Source organism: Kitasatospora sp. NPDC001175 (assembly GCF_053598215.1).
In genome coordinates, this window is sequence record NZ_JBSFJU010000063.1 from 14,401 (window position 1) to 33,941 (window position 19,541).

At 72.0% G+C, this 19,541-nt stretch carries 17 protein-coding genes and 1 pseudogene; 5 read left to right on the plus strand and 13 right to left on the minus strand.

Annotated elements, in window-relative coordinates; translation table 11 throughout:
• Positions 1–128: 128 nt before the first annotated feature.
• The 5 genes from ACWDAK_RS32000 to ACWDAK_RS32020 form a co-directional block, all read right to left on the minus strand.
• Positions 129–1,892, minus strand: a complete 1,764-nt coding sequence (locus ACWDAK_RS32000) for a glycoside hydrolase family 15 protein (RefSeq protein WP_427395080.1) — start codon at positions 1,890–1,892, stop codon at positions 129–131.
• A gap of 180 nt (positions 1,893–2,072) precedes the next feature.
• Positions 2,073–3,206, minus strand: coding sequence for an enolase C-terminal domain-like protein (locus ACWDAK_RS32005; RefSeq protein WP_427395079.1), 1,134 nt, complete (start codon positions 3,204–3,206; stop codon positions 2,073–2,075).
• Complete coding sequence (locus ACWDAK_RS32010) at positions 3,203–3,400, minus strand: DUF1360 domain-containing protein (RefSeq protein WP_344640857.1); 198 nt, start codon at positions 3,398–3,400, stop codon at positions 3,203–3,205. Before ACWDAK_RS32010 ends, ACWDAK_RS32005 begins: the two co-directional genes overlap by 4 nt.
• 312 nt (positions 3,401–3,712) lie before the next feature.
• Positions 3,713–6,775: an FAD-binding and (Fe-S)-binding domain-containing protein gene (locus tag ACWDAK_RS32015; protein WP_427395078.1), complete on the minus strand. Its 3,063-nt coding sequence runs from the start codon at positions 6,773–6,775 to the stop codon at positions 3,713–3,715.
• Between the two features lie 3 nt (positions 6,776–6,778).
• Positions 6,779–8,566 (minus strand): thiamine pyrophosphate-requiring protein, encoded by a 1,788-nt coding sequence (locus ACWDAK_RS32020; RefSeq protein WP_427395077.1) that lies wholly within the window; start codon positions 8,564–8,566, stop codon positions 6,779–6,781.
• Positions 8,567–8,893: 327 nt separating this feature from the next.
• Here ACWDAK_RS32020 and ACWDAK_RS32025 point away from each other — a divergent pair, with 327 nt between their 5' ends.
• A complete protein-coding gene (locus tag ACWDAK_RS32025) occupies positions 8,894–9,376 on the plus strand; it encodes an SRPBCC family protein (protein WP_344640854.1) in 483 nt (160 codons plus the stop codon).
• Entirely contained in the window at positions 9,373–11,004 is a 1,632-nt protein-coding gene (locus tag ACWDAK_RS32030) for a phytoene desaturase family protein (protein ID WP_427395076.1), read from the plus strand. Before ACWDAK_RS32025 ends, ACWDAK_RS32030 begins: the two co-directional genes overlap by 4 nt.
• A 731-nt stretch (positions 11,005–11,735) precedes the next feature.
• Here ACWDAK_RS32030 and ACWDAK_RS32035 read toward each other — a convergent pair.
• Both ACWDAK_RS32035 and ACWDAK_RS32040 read right to left on the minus strand, forming a co-directional pair.
• A complete protein-coding gene (locus tag ACWDAK_RS32035; protein ID WP_344640852.1) occupies positions 11,736–12,023 on the minus strand; it encodes a hypothetical protein in 288 nt (95 codons plus the stop codon).
• 102 nt (positions 12,024–12,125) lie between these two features.
• Positions 12,126–12,557: pseudogene (locus ACWDAK_RS32040) on the minus strand (divalent metal cation transporter); the annotation flags it as partial.
• Between the two features lie 479 nt (positions 12,558–13,036).
• Between ACWDAK_RS32040 and ACWDAK_RS32045 the strand changes: the two are divergent.
• Genes ACWDAK_RS32045 through ACWDAK_RS32055 form a run of 3 tightly spaced genes read left to right on the plus strand, consistent with a single transcriptional unit; the run spans position 13,037 to position 14,383 of the window.
• Positions 13,037–13,489 (plus strand): hypothetical protein, encoded by a 453-nt coding sequence (locus ACWDAK_RS32045; protein ID WP_427395075.1) that lies wholly within the window; start codon positions 13,037–13,039, stop codon positions 13,487–13,489.
• Positions 13,490–13,493: 4 nt separating this feature from the next.
• Positions 13,494–13,964, plus strand: a complete 471-nt coding sequence (locus ACWDAK_RS32050) for a hypothetical protein (RefSeq protein WP_344640850.1) — start codon at positions 13,494–13,496, stop codon at positions 13,962–13,964.
• 47 nt (positions 13,965–14,011) lie between these two features.
• Positions 14,012–14,383: a hypothetical protein gene (locus ACWDAK_RS32055; RefSeq protein ID WP_427395074.1), complete on the plus strand. Its 372-nt coding sequence runs from the start codon at positions 14,012–14,014 to the stop codon at positions 14,381–14,383.
• A gap of 36 nt (positions 14,384–14,419) precedes the next feature.
• Here the strand turns inward: ACWDAK_RS32055 and ACWDAK_RS32060 are convergent, their stop codons facing one another.
• The 6 genes from ACWDAK_RS32060 to ACWDAK_RS32085 all read right to left on the minus strand — a co-directional run bounded on the left by ACWDAK_RS32060 (position 14,420) and on the right by ACWDAK_RS32085 (position 19,484).
• Positions 14,420–14,803 (minus strand): STAS domain-containing protein, encoded by a 384-nt coding sequence (locus tag ACWDAK_RS32060; RefSeq protein ID WP_427395073.1) that lies wholly within the window; start codon positions 14,801–14,803, stop codon positions 14,420–14,422.
• On the minus strand, positions 14,794–15,300 hold the full coding sequence (locus ACWDAK_RS32065) for a J domain-containing protein (RefSeq protein ID WP_344640847.1): 507 nt from the start codon (positions 15,298–15,300) through the stop codon (positions 14,794–14,796). Before ACWDAK_RS32065 ends, ACWDAK_RS32060 begins: the two co-directional genes overlap by 10 nt.
• Before the next feature lie 335 nt (positions 15,301–15,635).
• Positions 15,636–16,277, minus strand: a complete 642-nt coding sequence (locus ACWDAK_RS32070) for a hypothetical protein (protein ID WP_427395072.1) — start codon at positions 16,275–16,277, stop codon at positions 15,636–15,638.
• 304 nt (positions 16,278–16,581) lie between these two features.
• Positions 16,582–18,492 carry a molecular chaperone HtpG gene (gene htpG, locus ACWDAK_RS32075; protein WP_344640845.1) on the minus strand — a complete coding sequence of 637 codons (1,911 nt, stop codon included), beginning with the start codon at positions 18,490–18,492 and terminating at the stop codon, positions 16,582–16,584.
• On the minus strand, positions 18,485–18,832 hold the full coding sequence (locus ACWDAK_RS32080) for a hypothetical protein (RefSeq protein ID WP_344640844.1): 348 nt from the start codon (positions 18,830–18,832) through the stop codon (positions 18,485–18,487). Before ACWDAK_RS32080 ends, htpG begins: the two co-directional genes overlap by 8 nt.
• Positions 18,807–19,484 (minus strand): type III effector protein, encoded by a 678-nt coding sequence (locus ACWDAK_RS32085; RefSeq protein WP_427395071.1) that lies wholly within the window; start codon positions 19,482–19,484, stop codon positions 18,807–18,809. Before ACWDAK_RS32085 ends, ACWDAK_RS32080 begins: the two co-directional genes overlap by 26 nt.
• Positions 19,485–19,541: the final 57 nt, after the last annotated feature.

Here is a 19,541-nt window from a genome sequence, read left to right on the forward strand (position 1 = left end):
TGCTCCCTTCGGCTGCGCGGCTACCCGGCCGCCGCCCAGGGGACACCGGGTTACGCGACCAGGACACCGTCCAGGGCCATCGGGCGACTGCCTTATCGGCCTGATTCGACACCTTCGGCCCCTGCCGGTCAGAGATCGGCCACCAGGCGAACGGCGGCTTCGAGCATCAAGGCGTGGACGAAGGTCTGGGGAAGGTTGCCGCGCAGCTGACGCTGGGCGATGTCGAACTCCTCCGCGTACAGCCCGGGTGGTCCGCAGGCGGCGCGGTTGCGTTCGAACCAGCGCACCGCTTCGACGGCGTTGCCCTGCTGGTGCTGGGCGAGGGCGACGAGGAAGCCGCACAGCAGGAACGCGCCCTCGGCGTCCTCGAGCGGGCGCTGGTCGTGGCGGAACCGGTAGCAGTAGTGGTCCTGGCCAAGGTCGGCCAGCACGGCGTCGAGGGTGGCGCGGGTACGGGGGTCATCGGCGGGCAGCGCGCCGCGCAGGGCCGGCAGCAGCAGTGAGGCGTCCACGCCGGGGTCGGCCGGGGACCGCTGCCAGCGGCCCGTGGGGTGCAGGCAGTCACGGTCGGCCTCGGCGGTGATCCGATCCGCGAGCGCCTCCCAGTTGGCCGCGAGGCCGCGGCCCGCCGCCGGGTGTGCGGTGGCGATGGCGCGCAGCCCGGCCGCGCAGGTCAGCCGGCTGTGCGCCCACCGGTCCGGGTGGAGTTCCCAGATCCCGGCGTCGCGTTCGCCGTGGCGGGCGGCGATCGCGTCGGCGGCGATCCGAGCGGCACCCCAGCCCGCGGCGTCCAGCATGTCGTGGCGGGCGGCCGCGGCGAGCAGCAGCAGGCTCTCCCCGAAGCCGTCGAGCTGGAACTGCCGGTTGACGCGGTTGCCGACCACGTCGAACCCGCCCGGGTAGCCGGGCAGGTCCAGGGTGCGCGGATCCGGGACAGGGCCGCCGGCGGCAGTGTAGGCGGGCGCGAGACGGGGGCCGTGTTCGAAGAGGCGGGCGGTGACGAACCGCACCGAGTCGTCCAGGAGCGGGTGCAGCCCGGCGGCGGCCACGGCCTGGCCGATGTAGCCCTGGTCGCGGATCCACACGTACCGGTAGTCGTAGTTGCGGCCCTGCTCCGCCCGCTCCGGGAGGCTGGTGGTCGCCGCGGCCACGGTGCCGCCACCGGGGCCGGTCATCCCGCGCAGCACCGCATACGCGTGCCGGGCGTCGCGCCGACCGAGCATGCCCGCGAGATCGGGCACCTGCTCGGCCCACGCCGTCTCGGTCGCCCGCCACAGATCCCGGGCCGGCTCCGGCTGCTCCAGCGGCCGGTCGGAGAACTCCAGGAGGAGATCGTGATGGTCACCCGGTTCCAGCCGGAGTACGGCGTGCACCTGCGGATGGCCGCCGCTCTCGTCGGCCTTCGCGTGAGGCAGGCCGGTCAGGCGCAGGTGCAGGTCGCCGGCACGCGCCGTCCAGTGCCCATGTTCGTCCCGCTTGATCTTCCGCAGCGGGTGCTCGCCGAATCCGGCGGCCACCTGCAGCCCCACCGCCAACTCGGCCGGGCCGTCCACGGCCGTGATCCGGCGCAGAACCACTGCGCGGTGTGCCTGGCCGGGGTGGGCGAGGGCTTCGCGGCATTCGACGATGCCGCCGGGGGTGACCCAGCGGCTGCGCCAGATCAGGCTGCCGGCCTCGTAGTAGCCGCCCCACACGTACGGGCTGGTGGGGGTGACGGTGAACCAGCCGGGCCCGCCGATCAAGCCGGCGAAGACGGCGTCGCTGTCCCAGGCCGGCGCGCACATCCACACGATGTCGCCGCGCGGCCCCACGAGGGCCCCGCGCCGACCGTCGGCCAGCAGAGCGTAGTCACGTAGCGCGTGCGGGTTCGGGGGGCCAGTGGGGTGAGGCACTCGGTTCTCCCTGTGGTGGTCGGTCGTGGTCGTGCTGGCGGCTGGGGGAGCGGGCGTGGCGCCGGGGTGGAGTGGCCGGGCGCGGGGGCGGGTTGGCCGGGCGCGTAGTGATCAAGACTGACTCCTGCGGGGATAAGCAGCTTCGGCTTGCCGACCGTGGTGTTGCAGGTTCGGCGACTATCAGTTGCTGGCCGGTCCTGCGTAGGCGGTGCGGCTGTGGCGTTCGAGCACGTCGTTGCGGGGGACCACGCCGTGGCCGGGCGTGTCGTCCGCGCCGGGATGGAGCTCGCCGCCCGCGGGGTCGAGGGTTCCGTCGAAGAGGAGGTTCTCGATGCGGACATGGTCGTGGAACCATTCCAGGTGGCGCAGGTTGGGCACGGCGGCCGAGGCGTGGGCGTGGACGTGCGGGGCGCAGTGGCCGGACAGCTCCAGGCCATGGGCCTGGGCCAGAGCGGCCGCGCGGAGCCACACGGTGATGCCGCCGCAGCGGGTGGCATCGGCCTGCAGGCAGTCGACCGTGGGGGCCATGGCGGCGAAGTAGGGCAGGGTGAAGCCGTATTCGCCGGCGGCGACGTCCGCTGTGATGGCTGCGCGGACCCGGGCCAGGCCGGCGAGGTCGTCGGAGGAGACGGGCTCCTCGAACCAGCGCACATCGGAGTCCTCGAAGCGCTTGGCGAGCCGGATCGCCTGTTTGGCGGAGTAGGCGCCGTTCGCGTCCACGTAGAGTTCCACGCCGGGCCCGATGATCTCACGGGCCCGCTGAATGCGGGCAAGGTCCCGTCCCTCGCGGGTTCCCCACTCCTCCCCGATCTTGATCTTGACGCGGGGAATGCGGTCCTTCTCGGTCCAGCCGCGCAGCTGCACTTCCATCTGCCGGCCGTCGTAGCTGGTGAATCCGCCGCTGCCATAGACGGGCACACCGTCGCGGGCTCGTCCGAGCAGGTCGGCCAAGGGCAGTTCGAGAAGGCGGGCCTTGAGGTCCCACAGGGCGATGTCGACGGCGGACAGGGCGTAGCCGCCGATGCCGGGGCGTCCGGCGTTGCGCAGCGCGCGGTGCATGGCCCCGTTGGCGGCCGGTACATCGAAGGCGCTGCGGCCCACGACGTGGTCTGCCAGCAGTTCGGTGATGACGAGTGCGCAGGCGGCGGACCCGTAGGTCCAGCCGTATCCGCGGGCGCTCTCCGAGCGCGCCCGCACGAGGACCATGGTGGTGGTGTCCCAGTGGGCGGTGCCGTCGGCCTCCGGGGCGTCGGTGGGGAAATCAAGCACCCACACCTGCAGGGCGTCGACGGTCGGCGTCGATCCGGAGGTCATGGCGTCTCCTCGGCTGCGTGCTGGGCGGCCACACGCGCGAACTGTAGGAAGTCGGCCGCGGCCAGGGCGGCCAGGGTTGGGGTGGCGAGCCGACTTGTGCGCGGGGCGAAGACGGACCCGGCGGCCCACAGGCCGGCGCGGAATGGGCAGCTGACCAGCTCGCTGATCGCCTTGCGGGCTCGAGCGCCGCACATGTCCTCCTCCAGTTCGGCCGGACCGGAGGTGCCCTCGAAGCGGCGCGCGAGACGGGCTGGTGACGGGGTCCTTGGCGATCAGGTAGCCGAGCTGGTGGGTGGCCAGCGCATGCAGGGTGACCGCCCACGGGCTCGGGTTCGGCAGCTCGCGGCGGGTGGCGCGTGCGGCGGCGGTGAGGCCCAGCACGGTGGTGGCATAGACGCCCATGGCGCCGGTGCAGGCGGCGAGCGGACGGTCGCCGCCACCGGTGTAGGCGCGGGCCTCGCGGTGGAGCCGTTCGCGCAGGGACTCCCACGCTTGGGTGGCCGGCTTCATGGTGTCCTCCGGGCGCGGTTTCGGGCGGCGAGAACGGCTGCCGCGGCCAGGCCGGTCAGCCCGCCCGCGACCCCGGCGGCCAGCAGCCGGGCCGGCGCGGGGCGGGGTTGCGGGCGCGGGACTGCCATCTCGGGGAGGTCGCTGGGAGGCGGCCCGTCCATCGCCAGCGCGAGGGCTTCGGCGAGGTGCAGCGCGTGTCGTCCGGTGGCGGCCTGGTCGATCTGGGTGCGGCAGCTGAAGCCGTCGGCGAGGACGAAGGCGCTGGGGGCGGTGTCGCGTACGGCGGGCAGGACGCCCTGCTCGGCGATCGCCTGGGACAGGTCGTAGTGCCCCCGCTCGAAGCCGAAGTTGCCGGCCAGGCCGCAGCAGCCGGCGTCCAGGACGTCGGCGTCGATGCCGGCGCGGCGCATCAGTTCGCGGTCCGGGTCGGCGCCGAGGATCGCGTGCTGGTGGCAGTGGGTCTGTACGGTCGCTGCCCGGCTGGTCCGTGGCGGTTGCCAGCCGTCCGGGGTGTGGTTGACGAGTTGTTCGGCGAAGGTGCGTGTCTGCGCGGCCAGGCGCTGGATGTCTTGGTCGTCGGCGAGCAGGTCGGGGGCGTCGGCGCGGAAGACGGCCGTGCAGGAGGGTTCGAGGCCGACGATGGGTGTGCCGGCCTCCAGCCACGGCCGTAGCACGTGGGTAGTGCGCGTCAGGACGCGGCGGGCTGTGGCGAGCTGCCCGATGGAGATCCAGGTCAGGCCGCAGCACACCGGCCCGGCGGGGACGGCGACGTGGAAGCCGGCGTCCTCCAGGACCCGGACCGCGGCGTCGGCGATGTGGGGGTGGAAGTGGTTGGTGAAGGTGTCCGGCCACAGCAGCACGGTGCGCGGATCGCGCGGGTCGGGCTCCGGCCGACCGGCCCGGCGCCAGGACTCCTGGAACGAGGCCGGGGCGAAAACCGGCGCGGCGCGGCGTGGGTCGATACCGGCGAGCCGCTTTCCCAGCCGCCCGAGGCCTGGGGCGTGCAGCGTGGCGTTGGCCAGGCCCGGCGCCGTGCGGGCCAGCCGTGCCCACAACGGAAGCCAGCCCATCGTGTAGTGAGCGGCCGGGCGCAGTCGGCCCTGGTAGTGGTGGGCGAGGAACTCGGCCTTGTAGGTGGCCATGTCCACCCCGACCGGGCAGTCGGACTTGCAGCCCTTGCAGGCCAGGCACAGGTCGAGTGCGTCGCGGACTGCGGTGGAACGCCATCCGCCGGTGACGGGCGAGTCGTCGTGGCCGCCCAGCATCTCGAACAGCAGCCGCGCCCGGCCGCGGGTGGAGTGCTCCTCCTCGCGGGTGGCCCGGTAGGAGGGGCACATCACCCCGCCCTGGTGGGTACGGCAGTTGCCGACGCCCACGCAGCGCAGCACCGCACGGCCGAAGTCGTGGCCGTCGTCGGCGAACGCGAAGTGGGTTTCCCGGGGCACGGGCCGCCAGTCGGCGCCCAGGCGCAGGCTGTCGTCGACACGACGGGGGTGGATTACCTTGCCGGGGTTCATCCGGTTGTCCGGGTCGAACAGCGCCTTGACCTCGCCCATGGCGTCGACGAGCGGCTGTCCGAACATCCGCGGCAGCAGTTCGCCGCGGGCCTGCCCGTCGCCGTGCTCGCCCGACAGCGACCCGCCATAAGAGGCCACGAGGTCGGCCGCGTCGAACAGGAACGCCCTGAACGCCTCGATGCCCTTGCCCTCGCGCAGCCGGAACGGGATCCGCGTGTGCACGCAGCCCTGCCCGAAGTGCCCGTACAGGGAGGCCTGTTGGTAGCCGTACCGGCCGAAGAGCCGCTCCAGGTCACGCAGGTAGTCGCCCAGCCGTTCCGGGGCGACGGCGGAGTCCTCCCAGCCCTCCCAGGTCTCGGAGCCGTCCGGCGGCCGGGCGGTCACACCAAGACCCGCCTCCCGGGCTTTGAGCATCTCCTGTTCCCGGGCCGGATCGTCGGAGAGCGCCACCGATGCGTCGTCCTCATCGCGGCCCAGCGCCCGCAGCAGCTCGTACGCCTGCTCGTCGGCCTCCTCCTTCGTGTCTGCGGTGAACTGCAGCAGCAGCCAGCTGTCGCCCTCGGGCAGGCGCTCCAGCGAGTCCAGGTAGGCGTGCTCCTCGCGCATCAGCTGCGCCATCCGCCCGTCGATCGCCTCCAGCTGGCTGGGCCGGCTGTGCTCCAGCAGCTGGGGGACGGCGTCGGCGGCGGCGTAGATGTCGTCGAAGCCGAGGACCAGCAGCGCTTCGGCGGCCGGTACGTCGACCAGCTCCAGTTCCGCGTGCAGGACGGTCACCAGCGTGCCCTCGCTGCCCACGAGCGCCCGGGCGACGTCGAAGCCGTTCTCCGGCAGCAGGGAGTCCAGGTTGTAACCCGAGACGCGACGCGGAATCTTCGGGTAGCCGCGCCGGATCTCGGCGAGATGGCGACCGGTGACGTCCCGCAGCCCTTGGTACAGCCGGGCCCTCGCCCCGCCCTCGGCCACGATCCGCGCGTACTCCTCATCGCTGGTGGGGCCGGCCCAGAACCGGGCGCCCTCGTAGGTGATGACTTCCAGCCGGCGGAGGTTGTCGACGGTCTTGCCGTACGCCTGCGCGGAGGCCCCGCAGCTGTTGTTGCCGATCATGCCGCCCAGCGCGCAGTGGCTGTGCGTGGACGGCTTCGGCCCGAACATCAGGTTGTGCGGCGCGAGCTGGCGGTTCAGTTCGTCCAGGACGATGCCCGGCTCGACCACACAGGTCCGCGCCTGCGGGTCCACCGACAGCAGGCGGTTGCAGTACTTGGTCCAGTCGACGACCACGGCTTCGTTGGTGCACTGACCCCCGAGACTGGTGCCGCCACCGCGCGAGAGCACCGGCGCGGCGAAACGGGAGCAGACCGCCACCGCGTTGGCGCCGGCTTCGACCGTGCGCGGCACCACCACACCAAGAGGGACCTGGCGGTAGTTCGAGCCGTCGGTCGCGTACGCGCCGCGACTGCCCGCGTCGAAGCGGACCTCGCCGTCCACCTCGGTGCGCAGTGCCCGCTCGAGCGCGGCCAAGTCCACCTCCTGATGCTCGGTCATCGGTCAGTTCCCTCCGCTGCCGTGCAGGAACTCCTGGATCTTGGCCTTCATGCCCTGGCGGACCACCGCGGTGCGATCGCTGTCGCCCTTCAGTACCGACTCGGCGGCGGCCTTGATCTGCTCCCAGGTGGCGTGCGGCGGGATCGGCGGGACCGCCGGGTCGGTGCGGAAGTCGATGACGAACGGCCGGTCGGATGCGAGCGCCTGACGCCACGCCGGCTCCACGTCCTCGGGCCGCTCCACCCGCACGCCGTCAAGACCGAACAGAGCGGCGATCTCGGCGTAGCGCAGATCGGGCAGGCGTTGCGAGGGCTCGAACTGCGGTGCGCCCTGCATCGCCCGCATCTCCCAGGTGACCTGGTTCAGGTCGTGGTTGTTCAGAACCGCCACGATCATGCGCGGGTCGGACCACTCCCGGTAGTACTTCGCGGCGGTGATCAGCTCCGCGAGGCCGTTCATCTGCATGGCGCCGTCGCCGACGATCGCGATCGCCGGCCGGTCCGGGTGGGCGAACTTCGCGCCGATCGCGTACGGCACTCCGGGCCCCATGGTCGCCAGCGTCCCCGACAGCGAGCCGCGCATGCCGCCGCGGAAGCGCAGGTGCCGGGCGTACCAGTTCGCCGCCGATCCGGAGTCCGCAGCCACGATCGCGTTCTCGGGAAGCAGCGCGTCCAGGGCATGGACGACGTACTCGGGGTTGACGGGGTCGGCGGAGACCTCGGCGCGGCGCTGCATGACCTCCCACCAGCGCGCCGCGTTGTCCTCCACGGTCTTACGCCATGTGCCGTCCACCTTGCGTTCCAGCAGCGGGATCAGCCTGCGCAGCGCCTCGCCCGCGTCACCGACGAGGTTGACCTCGAACGGGTAGCGCAGCCCGACCAGGGACGGGTCGAGGTCGATCTGCACCGCCCGCGCCTGGTCGAACTCGGGCAGGAACTGGGTGTAGGGGAAGCTGGAGCCCACCACGAGAAGCGTGTCGCAGTCGCGCATCATCTCGTACGAGGGGCGGGTGCCGAGCAGGCCGATCGAGCCGGTCACATACGGCAGGGTGTCCGGCAGCGCGTCCTTGCCGAGCAGCGCCTTGGCCACCCCGGCGCCGAGCAGATCGGCGACCTGCTCGACCTCGGGGCGGGCGTGTCGGGCGCCCTGCCCGATCAGCATCGCGACCTTCTCACCCGCGTTGAGGATCTCCGCCGCCCGCGCAAGGTCCTCGTCGGCGGGGACGGGAGCATAGTGCGGGATCCCGAGGCTGGAGGGGACCTGCTTGAACGCGTGCGTCGGCGGCTCGTAGTCGAGCTCCTGCACGTCGGCCGGGATGATCACCGCAGTGACCGTGCGGCGGGTCGCGGCCACTCGCAGGGCCCGGTCCAGCACGTTGGGCAGCTGGGCGGGGACGGTGACCATCTCGCAGAACTCCGAGGCCACGTCCTTGTAGAGGGCGAGCAGGTCGACTTCCTGCTGGTACGAGCCGCCCATCGCGCTGCGGTCCGTCTGACCCACGATCGCGACCACCGGGACGTGGTCGAGCTTGGCGTCGTACAGGCCGTTCAGCAGGTGGATCGCACCCGGGCCGGAGGTGGCCGCGCACACTCCCGTGCGGCCGGAGAACTTCGCGTAGCCGACCGCCTCGAAGGCGGCCATCTCCTCGTGCCGGGCCTGGATGAACCGCGGCTGGTCCTCCGCGCGACCCCAGGCGGCGAGCAGCCCGTTGATGCCGTCCCCGGGGTAGGCGAAGACGTACTCGACCTCCCACTCCCGCAGGCGCTGCAACAGGTAGTCGGCAACCTTCATCGTCCTGCTCCTCCTGATCCGGCTCTGGCCCGTTCGGCGCGGCGTGAAGCGCCCGTTGACGCGGCTAACCGCTGGTGCCGGCCTGAAACCCTCGCGCTGATCGGCGTGGGTAGTTTGGGCAGTATCGCGGCGCCGTGCTGGCCGCCGGGGCAGGCGTGCCGCAGGGTGAGTTGTCGATAGCCCGCCTGGTGGCAGGGCACTGCAGCCGGGCCGCCGCAAAGCTGGCGCCCAGGGTGGGTACGAAGGGTGCGTTTCCGGGCAGCCGCCAAGGAGGGCCATCACCGGGGGGAGGGCCCTGCGGGCGATCGGGGAGCGAGGAGGACGACCATGGCCATCCGACACGTCCTGGTGGAGCGGCCGCCACACGCGGTGTGGTGCGTGCTGGGTGATCCCGCCACGTACGCCCGGTGGGTGCCCGGCACGGACCGGACCCGGCCGGGCGCGGGCCGGTGGCCCGATGTCGGCTCGAAGCTGCGCTACACCGTCAAGGCCGGCCCGTTCCGCCTCCACGGCCACACCATCGTCCGCGTGTGCGAGAGCGGGCGCCGGCTGGAACTGGAGGCATTCGCCGGGTGGCTCGGCAGCGCCCGGATCGCCATCGAGTTGATCGGGTGGGGCGACGGCACCCTGGTGATCGTCGACGAGCACCCGCTACGCGGCCTGGGCGGGAACCTCCACATGGCGCCCACGGATTTCGTCCTGCACTTGCGCCACCGCCGGATGCTTGCCCACCTCGCCTGCGTGGTGGAGGAAGCACCCCGAGCAGCGTGTCAGGAAGCGGCCGCCGCCGCGGGAGGAGGTTCGTCATGACCGACGCCATCGTTATCGGGGCCGGACCGAACGGACTGGTCGCGGCGAACGTCCTGGCCGACGCCGGCTGGCGCGTGGAGGTGCTGGAGGCCCAGGACCAGCCCGGCGGCGCGGTCCGCAGCGACCGTGGCGTCCACCCCGACTACGTCAACGACCTGTTCAGCTCCTTCTACCCACTGGCCGCCGCCTCGCCCGCGATCACAGCCCTCGGCTTGGAAGACCACGGCCTGACCTGGAGCCACGCACCGATCGTGCTCGCCCACCCTCTGCCCGACGGCCGGTGCGCCCTGCTGCACCGCGGCCTGGAAACGAACATCGACGCGTTCGAGCGGAGCTTCGGCAGGCCGGACGCGCTCGCCTGGAGACGGCTGTCACGGCTGTGGCAGGAGCTCGACCCGTGCCTGGTACGGGCGATGTTCGCGCCGTTCCCGCCGGTGCGCACGGGGCTGGCACTGGCGGCACGTCTGCGGGCGGCAGGTCTACTGCGGCTGGCCCGCCTCGCGGCGCTGCCGGTGCGGCGGATGGCCGAGGAGGAGTTCGACCGGGACGGCCCCGGACTGTTGCTGGCGGGTTGCGCGCTGCACGCCGATCTGCTGCCGGAATCGCCGGGCAGCGCGGTGTTCGGCTGGCTCATGGCCATGCTCGGCCAGCAGTACGGATGGCCGGTGCCGGTCGGCGGCGCCTCCGCGCTCAGCGGCGCCCTGGTACGGCGCCTGGAATCCCGCGGCGGGACGATCCGCTGCGGTACCCGGGTCAGCGAGGTCGTCGTCCGCTCGGGCCGCGCGCTCGGGGTCCGCACCGCGGACGGGGACAGCGTCCGTGCCCGCAGAGCCGTGCTCGCCGATGTGCCCGCCCCGCACCTGTACGGCGGGCTGGTCGCGGGCGAGCACCTGCCGGCCGGGCTCCTCGACGGCGTCCGCCGCTTCCAGTGGGACTTCGCGACCGTCAAGGTCGACTGGGCGCTGGACGGTCCGATCCCCTGGTCCGCCGACGAAGCACGCCGGGCCGGCACCGTCCACCTCGGTGCGACCATGGCGGACCTGAGCGACTACGCACTCCAGGTCACCACCGGCCGCCTCCCGGCCCGCCCGTTCGGGCTGCTCGGCCAGATGACCACCGCCGACCCGTCGCGCTCGCCCGCGGGTACCGAGTCGGCCTGGATGTACACCCACGTCCCCCAACACGTCGTCGACGACCTCGGGCCCGATGGCATCACCGGGCGCTGGGACGAGAAGGAGGGCGAGGCCATCGCCCACCGAATGGAGGAGCAGGTCGAACGCTTCGCCCCTGGCTTCGGCGACCACGTCGCAGCCCGGCGCGTGCTCACACCGCCGGTGCTGGAACGGCTGGACGGGAACCTGGTCGGCGGGGCGATCAACGGTGGTACCACGGCCGCCCACCAGCAGGCGGTGCTGCGGCCGGTGCCCGGCACCGGCCGGCCCGAGACCCCCATTGAGCGGCTCTATCTGGCTTCCGCCTGCGCCCACCCGGGCGGCGGCGTACACGGCGCCTGCGGCGCGAACGCCGCCCGTGCCGCGCTGCGCGCACAGGGTGTCGTGACCGGGCGGCTGCTCGGGCCCGCGCTGGCCGCCGCCCAGCGGGCCCTGGCCGGAGCTGGCGACGCTTGACGGCGGTCGGCCCGTCCGGGCTCAGCAGACGGGTGATGGCCTGGTCTTGGGCGGGGCGGGGCGGGCGATCTATGCCGCCCGCAGGACGATTTCGCCGGCCGGCCGGTTCGGACAGCGCCAGACTGTGGCCACCGCCACCGCCACGGACACGGCGACGATCCCTGCGTACTTCGCCACCCCGGCGATGTCCGCAAGCCAGGGGCGTTCAAACCACTCCCGGGCGCCGAAGCCTGCGGGATGGCGAGCCGCCAGAGTGTCTCGTTGATGATCCGCCTGCGAGCCGGGTGGCGTCGGACGCTGCGCGGGACGCGGGAACCGGGACGGTTGCGAGTTTCCCGCCGGGCGCGTGGCAGCGCCCGCAGCCGACACCGACGGTCAGGCGGATCACGAAGTCGAAACTGGTCAGAGCCCGCACAGGGCACCTCCTTCATGGCAGTTGCCTGATGCTGCGCCAGATAGCCAGCGAGCCCGCATTCGTACCGGCGGCCCGGCGGGGGCCTGCGCGGCGACCGCGTGCAGCGTCGGGCTGCCGAGAGGGCTGTCGGCGAGCCGCCGCACGATGGCAGACAGGAAAGCTCACGGGGTGCCGCGCACCTGGGTCGCGGGGAGCGGTATTCCGACGTGGCAGGAAGCGAAAACGGCCGTGGCAAAGTCGCCTCCGTGAGGCGTCGTGCGCGCATCGGCGCACGGCACGGGGCTGATGTCTGTGGTGTCGAGGTGCGGAACGGGCCTCAGGCGCTCAGGAGCGCCGCGGCCGCGGTGATGCGGTGCGCGGCCGGCAGAGGCAGATCGGCGAAGTGCGCGAACCAGCCGGGGTGGTGGCCCTGGCGGGCCAGCAGGTACGCGGGGTGCACGCGGGGCTCGTACGCGGAGCCGGTGGTGTTCGTGGTGCCGGACCGGGGACAGGCACTGGGGTCGTCCAGGCGGTAGGCGCGCTCGATGCCGTCGTGCAGGGCGAGGGTGACGCGCGGGCAGGTGTGCGGCGGCCTGGTGGCGGAGTGTTGCTGTGTGTGGCGCACGGTGGTGCCCTTCCTTCCTCGGGTGAGGCACAGGTCAGGTTTCCGGGCGTGCCGGGGTGGCGGGGCTTCAGGCCCGCCACCCCAGCGGGATGGTCAGCTGCTGAGGGCGACCGCGTTGAGCAGGAACAGGTCGATCACGGAGAATGCGCCCCAGAACTTGCCGAAGCGCTCCAGGATCAGCCGGGCGTGGCCGACCCCGGTGACGGCGCCCAGTCTGAGGACCATCTCCTGGTTCACGTAAAGGACGGGGACGAGCAGCAGCAGGGTCCACAGCAGGTGGGTGCCGTAGTTCTGCCCGGCCTGGCCGTAGGTGGCGAACGCGCCGGCGTCGTTGTCGCCGACCATCACGATCAGGCCGGGGCCGATGATCGCCAGCAGGGTCTTGAGCTTGGCGGACAGGCCCTGGCGCGGTGCGGTGCCGTCGAGGCTGATGGTGTCGAGCGCGCCCTTGATGTCGCCCAGGTGGGCGTCGTCCAGGACGGCGGTGCGCTGGGCCGGGATGGCGGCGCCGATGGCGGTGGTGGTGTCGGTCATGACGAGCGGCGGCGAGGAGAACGCCGGCCCGGGACCTTGGGGACCAGCTTGGGACCGCACGCTATGAGCGCCCATGATCACCCATGAGTCGAAACAGACGTCTATGTACAAAGTTGACTCTGACGGAGAGTCACTCGCCAAGAGAGGCTGCGATCGGCCTCCGTCTGTTACGTGTCTCAAAATCCGTTGATTCCAGTGTAGTTGAGCAACAGAGAGGCCGAGACCTTGAGGCCTCGGCTGGCGACACTACTTGAAGCACTTGACTGGGGGGTCAAGGGGTCGCAGGTTCAAATCCTGTCGTCCCGACTTGCAGCGAAAAACCTCCAGGTCGGCTCCGAGAGAACCTGGAGCTCGGGTTGCCTTGATGGGCCATTCGGGGGTATACGGACTGGTGGGGGTCTCCGGGTACCAACGGGCGGAGGCGATAGGGCGGGCCCGGAGCTGAAGAGGGTGAAGTGTCGGCCGAGGAGGTGTCGGCAGTGATCACGGAACTGGCTCTGGAGCGTGTGGAGTTCACCTGCGGCCATTGCTGGCATCAGTGGAGCATCGACTACGACGTCCAGCACTACCGCGACGGCGAAGGGCGTGACTGGGAGTACTTCTCCCGGGACGGGATCGCGGTGGACTCGCCCTACACTCCTGCGGGTGCGCCGCCCTGTCCCGAGTGCGGGCGCCATTGGGTGGGGCGTTGTGCGGCCCGCCGTCTGATCCCCACGCCGCCGGGTGCGCTCGTCACGCCCCGCCAGCCGATCATGGATGCGGTAGGTCACCGGCCCGAGCGGCACGGCGCGCCGCTGCTCGCAGCGCGGGCCCATCGTCAGCCGGACCAGCTCGGCCCGCCCGCTTCCGGCGCCGGTGAGGCCATGGCAGTGGAGGCGGCCTCGCCCGTACGGAAAGTGGAGTCGCAGGGTGGCGCCGGTAAGGGGGTGTGAGGCGATGGCGAGGCTGACGGTCGAAGGTGCGGACCTGGTGGTGCGGCTGCGCTGGTGGGAGCGGCTCGTGGCGCGTTCGGGACCGGTGCGGGTGCCGCTTGCGGCGGTGGAGAAGGTCGCGGTCGCCCGGGAGCCGTGGCGGGTTTTGCGTGGTGCTCGCGAGAGCGGTGTGCTGGTGCCCGGCCGGCTGTGCCTGGGGGTGTGGCGCCATCCCGGCGGCCGGGATTTCGTGGCCCTGCGCCCGTTCACGGACGTCGTGGTGAGCGTCGACCTGCACCGGCCTTCCCCGTTCGCGCGCATCGCGGTCCACTCGGCCGAGGCGCCGCAAACGGCGGCCGACCTGCGCACGGCGGTGAGCCGGGCCGCCATCGCGGCGGACGGGCGCCAGGAGGACATCCCCGGGGCGATGCCAGAGCCCGAGAAGCCGCTGGCCCGGCCCGGCGGCCGATGGGCGGGTGTTCCGGCCCACGCCTGAACACCGGCCCGCATCGCATGGGGCCCGGGCGATAAGGAGGTCGCGTGATGCTGAGGGAGCGAATGCCGCGCGAGATCGCGGTGGCGGCAGCCGACGAGATCCGCCGCCTCATCGAGTGCACCGGCCGGCCCGGCGCCTATCCGTATCCGACGGATGTCCATCACACGGTCGGTGCGCTGGCGGGTCTGCTGGAGCAGCTTCCCCGCACACTGCACCAGCTCGCGGCGGGCCTGAACGCGATCGACTTGGAGCATCTCGCGGTCCTGGAGGATCCGCCGACTCCGGTGCAGAAGCAGGCTGATGTCGCCTTCGAGCTGGGGTGCGCGATCGCGGCGATCGAACGCGCCGGGACCCATCTGCGCCAGGCGCAGCACACCGCCGCGGAGCTGGTCTACACCGGGCCGCTCCCAGGAGTCTGAGCGCGGTCGGGTGCCGCGCTTTGGATTGCGCGCGAGTCATGACACCGGGCCGCGGTATGCGGCCCGGTGTCGTCCTTGTCCGGGTTCAGCCAGATCGGTGAGGTTCGACCAGGTCGGTGAGGCCGAGAAGGTCGAACAGCCGGGCGACGAGCGGGCCCGCACATCCGTGACCTTCAGGACGACGCCTTCCTCCTGTGCCTGGCGGTGGAGCCGTTCCAGGGCGTCCGCGCCCGAGCAGTCGCAGAACCTCACCTGCGCGAAGTCGAGGTCGACGCGCCTGGGCCGGCGCGCCAGGCACTCCATGACGCGGCTCTCGAGCTGGGGTTCGGTGGCGAGGTCGATCTCGCCCGTGACCGCGACGGTGACCTGGCCGTCCCACCGGGAGACGGCGGTAGGGTAGTCGTTGCCGTTCACAGCCATGGCTCCACCTCCCACAGCCGGTGCACCATCCACTCCCAGAGGTCGCCGGGGCCATCCCGCGCCCACGGCGACGCACCCGGCGGTGCGACCCGCACTGGGCCCACCCGCACGAGCGGTTCGGACCCGTGCGGCATCGCTGCGCCGGAGGGAGTGGGCGCGGTGCGCCAGGGCTCTGCGCCACCGGGTTCCCGGACGATGCGTACGGACACCCGCCGGCCCGTGGTCGGGGGACGGGCCGAGGCGCGGCCGTCCCCCGGGTGCTGCCGGGCGGCCCCGCGTTCGGCGTCGTAGGCGGCCCGCAGCTCGGGATCGTGCAGGACCTCGTAGGCGGCGACCACCGCGCTGAGTCGCTCCGCCGATCCCGGCTCGACGGGGCGGGTGTCGGGGTGCAGCAGCCGGACCAGGGAGCGATAGGCCGAGGTGACCTGCCGCGCGGACGCTGTGGGTTCCACTCCCAGCGCCGCGTAGTGATCGCGTCGGTCTCGCGATCCCGTCATGGCGGACCACCTCCCGGGTGACCGCGGCAAACCTCCTCATTGACCTGGATAGAACCTTGGCCAGCACTAGTCAAGATGCCCGAAATGGAGCTATATGGACGAGCGGTCGGCACCGGAGATCGGCGGCGAGAGGCTCGCGGCCGACGTTGGCGACCTGTCCGGCACAGTGAACGTGGCCCGGGTGCCGCCGCGCCACAACGGCGCGTCCGGCACCCGGGAAGCCCCGGAAGGCAAGCCTTCAAGGTGCCCTCGACTACCGGGTGTGGGTCGGGCGCTCGGCGAGCAGGCTGGTGAAGCTGGCGGGGGCGGGAGGGATGCGCACGGCCCGCCGTCGCTCACCGGGCCGCAGCCCATCGGCCGGCCTCGTTGCGGCTCTTGGAGACGACGGCGGCGTAGCAGCTGCCGGGCAGGTCGGTCGCCCAGTCGAACGCGTCGAGGCTGATCCCGTGCCGGGCGGCGGCCTGGAGCATGTCGGCAAGCAGGGCGGTCGCCGCGGCCTTGTCCTGCTCAGTACCCGGGTTGCTGCGCCGTTCGGCGGCGGCGTCGATCCGGTCCGGCAGGTGGCGGTTGCGGGCCACGGCGCGGTAGCAGCTGCCGGGCAGATCGGTGACCCAGTCGAAGCTGGCGAGCGTCATGCCGTGCCGGGCGGCGGCCTGGAGCATGTCGGCCAGCAGGGCGGTTGCCGCGGCCTTGTCCTGCTCGGTGCCGTGCTGGGGGTGCCGCTCGGCGGCGGCCTCGATGCGGTCGGCCGGGGTGCGGTTCTTCGACACGGTGCGGTAGCAGCTGCCGGGCAGGTCGGTGACCAGGTCAAGAGTGTCGAGGTTGATGTCGTGCTGGGCGGCGGCTTGGAGCATGTCGGCCAGCAGGGCGGTCGCCGCGGCCTGGTCCTGCTCGGTGCCGTGCTGGGGGTGCCGCTCGGCGGCGGCCTGGATACGGTCGGCCAGGCTGCGATTCCTGCGGTCGGTGTACTCGTACACGGTTGGGATCTCCTTGGTCCGTTCGGGTGACCGTCGGCGGCGGCCGGCTCCCGACGCTGCTGCCGAAGCGGCCGGGTGAGTGCGGCCGCGGGGGCTCCTCATGCCAGCGAGGACAGCGGTGCTCTGTTCATCACTCCTGGAAGCGGCACGCCACCGCGCCCCGCCCGCTCGGTCAGGTCTGACGGGGGAGGCGCGATCCGGTGGCGCCCTGTGCGGTGTTGACCCGCCTGGTGATGCTTGTTGGCCGGGGTGGGGTGCGGCGGGCCGGGGCTCGTTGAGCGATGGCCGGCCGCACCCCGTGCCGTTACAGGGTGTGGGTCAGGCGGCCGGTGAGCAGCCGGGTGAAGCGGGCGGGGTCGGGCAGGTCGCCGCCTTCGGCGAGCAGGGCGCTGCCGTGGACGAGTTCGGCGATCTCCGCCAGCGCGGGGTCGTCGGGGTTGGCCTGGTGTGCCGTGCGCAGCGCGGTGATCAGCGGGTGGGTGGGGTTGAGTTCCAGGATCCGCTTGACGGCGGGCAGTTCCTGTCCCATGGCCCGGTACATCTTCTCCAGGGTGGGGGTCATGTCGTGGGCGTCGCCGACGATGCAGGCGGCCGAGGTCGTCAGCCGGGAGGACAGGCGGACTTCCTTGACGTGCTCGGACAGGGTGGTGGTCAGCCAGGGCAGCAGGGCGGCGAAGTCCTGCTCGTGCTGGGCCTTGTCGGCGTTGGCCTCCTGGTCGCCGTCGGCGGGTTCGTCGAGGTCGACCTGGCCCTTGGCGATGGACTGCAGGCGGTGGCCGTCGAAGGCCGGAATCCGGTCGGTCCAGACCTCGTCGACGGGGTCGGTGAGGATGAGGACCTCGTAGCCCTTGGCGGCGAACGCCTCCATGTGGGGGGAGTTCTCCACCATCGCGCGGCTCTCGCCGGTGAGGTAGTAGATGGCGTCCTGGCCGTCCTTCATGCGCGCCACGTACTCGCGCAGGGTGGTGGTCTTCTCCGGATCATGGGTGGAGGCGGCCGAGATCAGTTCGAGGAGGGTGTCGGTGTTGTCGGTGTCCTCGATCAGGCCTTCCTTCAGCACGCGGCCGAACTGCTCCCAGACCTTGGCGTAGGTCTCGCTGTCCTTGGTCTGCATGTCCTTGATCGCGCCGATGACCTTCTTGACCAGGCGTCGGCGCACGCCTTGGATCTGGCGGTCGTGCTGCAGGATCTCGCGGGAGATGTTCAGCGACAGGTCGTGGGCGTCGACGACGCCCTTGACGAAGCGCAGGTAGTTCGGCATCAGCGCGTCGCAGTCGTCCATGATGAACACCCGCTTGACGTACAGCTGGACGCCGCGCCGGGTGTCGCGGGAGAACAGGTCGAACGGTGCCTGCGAGGGGAGGAAGAGCAGCGCCTCGTATTCGAAGGTGCCCTCGGCGCGCATGTGGATGGTTGCGGCGGGCTCTTGCCAGTCGTGGCTGATCTGCTGGTAGAACTCGTGGTACTCGGCCTCGGTCACCTCGCTGCGCGGACGGGCCCACAGCGCCTTCATCGAGTTCAGCGTCTCCGGTTCGCCGCCGCCGTCGGCGTCGGTGCGCTCGGTGGCCATCCGGATCGGCCAGCGGATGAAGTCCGAGTACTGCTTGACGATCTGGCGGATCTTCCACTCGGACAGGTAGTCGGCGAGAGCGTCCTCGCTGTCGGCGGGCTTGAGGTGCAGGGTGACCGAGGTGCCGGTGGGCAGGCCGTCGACGGCCTGGATGTCGTAGGTGCCCTGGCCGTCGGACTCCCACAGGGTGCCCTGGTCGGTGCCGGCCCGCCGGGTTCGCAGGGTGACCTTGTCGGCGACCATGAACGCCGAGTAGAAGCCGACGCCGAACTGCCCGATCAGGCTCTGCGCGGCGGCGGCGTCCTTGGCTTCCTTGAGCTTGTCCAGCAGGCCGGCGGTGCCGGACTTGGCGATCGTGCCGATCAGCTCGACGATGTCGTCCCGGCTCATGCCGATCCCGTTGTCGCGGATGGTCAGCGTGCGGGCACCCCGGTCGACTTCGAGGGCGATGTGCAGGTCGGAGGTGTCGGCCTGGAGGCCGGAGTCGGTCAACGATTCCAGTCGCAGCTTGTCCAGTGCGTCGGAGGCGTTCGAGATCAGCTCGCGCAGGAAGATGTCCTTGTTCGAGTAGATCGAGTGGATCACCAACCGGAGCAACTGACGGGTCTCGGCCTGGAATTCCAGCGTCTCGACAGTGCTACCCACTCTGGGTCTCCTTTTCCGGGTGAGGCGTGGGGAACGGGTTCGGCGTGAGCCTGGACGGCTCGCGCCTGCGGCAGCGGCATGGTAGGCGAACGGGGCTGCACGTGGCGCACTCCGGTCGTCGGGGATCGGGCGGCCAGGTCTCGGCCGGGGGGACCCCGAGGTGGTCGGCAAGGTCCTGGCGCATGGCGTCGAGCCTGCGCAGGCAGGCGTCGATGGAGGCGATGGCGGAGCCGGTCTCGGTCCGCATGCGGATGCCCACGGTCTCGAGCTGGTCCTGGAGTCGCTGCCAGCGTTCTTCGGCGGCGGCGACGGGGTCAGGTGCGCCGTTGGTCGCTGTCATGGCGGAGCTGGTCGGTGTGGTGGGTGAGGTCGTCGAGGCGGGTGGCGAGGTGGGGGTGGCCCGTGCCGAGGTGGGGGCGCATCGCGGCGAGCGGAGCTATCAGGCCGGCCGGGTCGGGGGTGCCGAGGGCGGTGGTGAGGTCGGCCAGTGCGGGGCGGGCCTGGGGCGCGAGGTCGGTGAGTGCGGCGACCTGGGCGGCGAGCACGCGCAGGTCGGCGGCGTGGTCGCGCGCCCAGGCGGTGACGGCGCGGTCCGCGGCCCGGCGGTCGCGCACCGCCTTGACGCGCTCGGCGCCGGTCTCCGCGCCGGCGGAGGCGTTCTTGGTGGGGCGCAGACGCAGGTAGCGGTTCTCGGCGGCCTGGCGGCTGGCGACGCCCATGGGCTGGGCGAGGTCGGCCCAGGTGGCGCCGGCCGCGCGGGCGGTCTCCACCAGTGGGGCCTCCCAGTCGGCGAGCTGGGTACGCAGTTCCCGCAGCAGTACCAGCGCGGCCAGGGCCTGTTCGGCGCCGCCTTCCTGCGTGTCCCGGTCCGCGGGACGGCCGGGTTGCCGGGCGGTGCGGACGGCGTCGTCAATGGCGGCGAGCGCCGCGGCGGCGGCGAGGAAGGAGACCGGATCGGGCCTGGGGGCGGGCTGCGGGGGCTTCTTGCTCATGCTGTCATTTTACGGACGACGCCCTATGTTTGTCATCGGATGGATGACGTGCTAGAA